Origin of the sequence: Faecalibacterium sp. Marseille-P9312, assembly GCF_902497445.1 — a bacterium.
Taxonomy (GTDB): domain Bacteria; phylum Bacillota; class Clostridia; order Oscillospirales; family Ruminococcaceae; genus Faecalibacterium; species Faecalibacterium longum.
Window position 1 is genome coordinate 1 of record NZ_CABVEW010000035.1, and the last position, 1,128, is coordinate 1,128.

2 tRNA genes and 2 rRNA genes are annotated in these 1,128 nt (G+C 48.6%); all 4 read right to left on the minus strand.

The features are described from left to right. Positions 1-530 (minus strand): 23S ribosomal RNA (locus F3G95_RS13690); the annotation flags it as partial. Between the two features lie 209 nt (positions 531-739). After that, a tRNA-Ile gene (locus F3G95_RS13695) sits at positions 740-816 on the minus strand. 3 nt (positions 817-819) lie between these two features. Beyond that, positions 820-895: transfer RNA gene (locus F3G95_RS13700), tRNA-Ala, on the minus strand. A gap of 126 nt (positions 896-1,021) precedes the next feature. After that, a 16S ribosomal RNA gene (locus F3G95_RS13705) occupies positions 1,022-1,128 on the minus strand; the annotation flags it as partial.

The following is a 1,128-nucleotide window of genomic DNA, read 5'->3' on the forward strand; positions in this document are numbered from 1 at the left end:
CTCCCGGGGTGCTTTTCACCTTTCCTTCACAGTACTATACGCTATCGGTCACTGGGTAGTATTTAGGGTTGGAGGGTGGTCCCCCCATCTTCCGACCAGGTTTCACGTGTCTGGCCGTACTCTGGAATCTGCGCAGCTCTTTCCGTTTTCACCTACGTGGTTCTCACACTCTCTGACCGGCCTTCCCATGCCGTTCGGTTAACAGATCGAGTCCTAAAAGCAGTCCGTACCCCGGAAGTATTTCTACTCCCGGTTTGCCCTCTTCCGCGTTCGCTCGCCACTACTTACGGAATCTCGTTTGATGTCTCTTCCTCGCCCTACTTAGATGTTTCAGTTCAGGCGGTTCCCCCGATGTACCTATTTTGAATTTCAGTACAACGTACTCAGGTATGAACCCGAGTGAGTTTCCTCATTCAGAAATCTCCGGATCAATGCTTATTTGCAGCTCCCCGAAGCTTATCGCAGCTTATCACGTCTTTCATCGGCTCCCAGTGCCAAGGCATTCGCCCTGCGCCCTTGTTCGCTTGACCATATCAAACAAATCTCTTTCGAGATCGGCTTGTATCCTCTTGATTCTCTCTTGCCAACGAAGATTATGTTACCCTTCCTTTTGAAATTGTAATATTTCTTAAAAAGAACTTACTATAATCTTTGTTTCGCAGTTATTATTCAGTTTTCAAGGTACGTCTTGGTGATGTTCCTCAAAGCCCGGTCTCCCGAAACTTCGATTCTCATCACATGGTGGGCCAAAATGGACTCGAACCATCGACCTCACGATTATCAGTCGTGTGCTCTAGCCAGCTGAGCTATTGGCCCATGTGGTGGAGATTAAGGGAATCGAACCCTTGACCCCCTGCTTGCAAAGCAGGTGCTCTCCCAGCTGAGCTAAACCCCCACATCAGGTTTTGAGTAACCCCTTTTCAGGGCCCTCAAAATCGAACAATATCTAATCAACTTGTATCTATCACCTGTTCCGAAAGACTGTCATCTTTTGATGTCATTCTTTCGCCTGACTCCTTAGAAAGGAGGTGATCCAGCCGCAGGTTCTCCTACGGCTACCTTGTTACGACTTCACCCCAATCACCAGTTTTACCTTCGGCGGCGTCCTCCTTACGGTTAGACTACCGA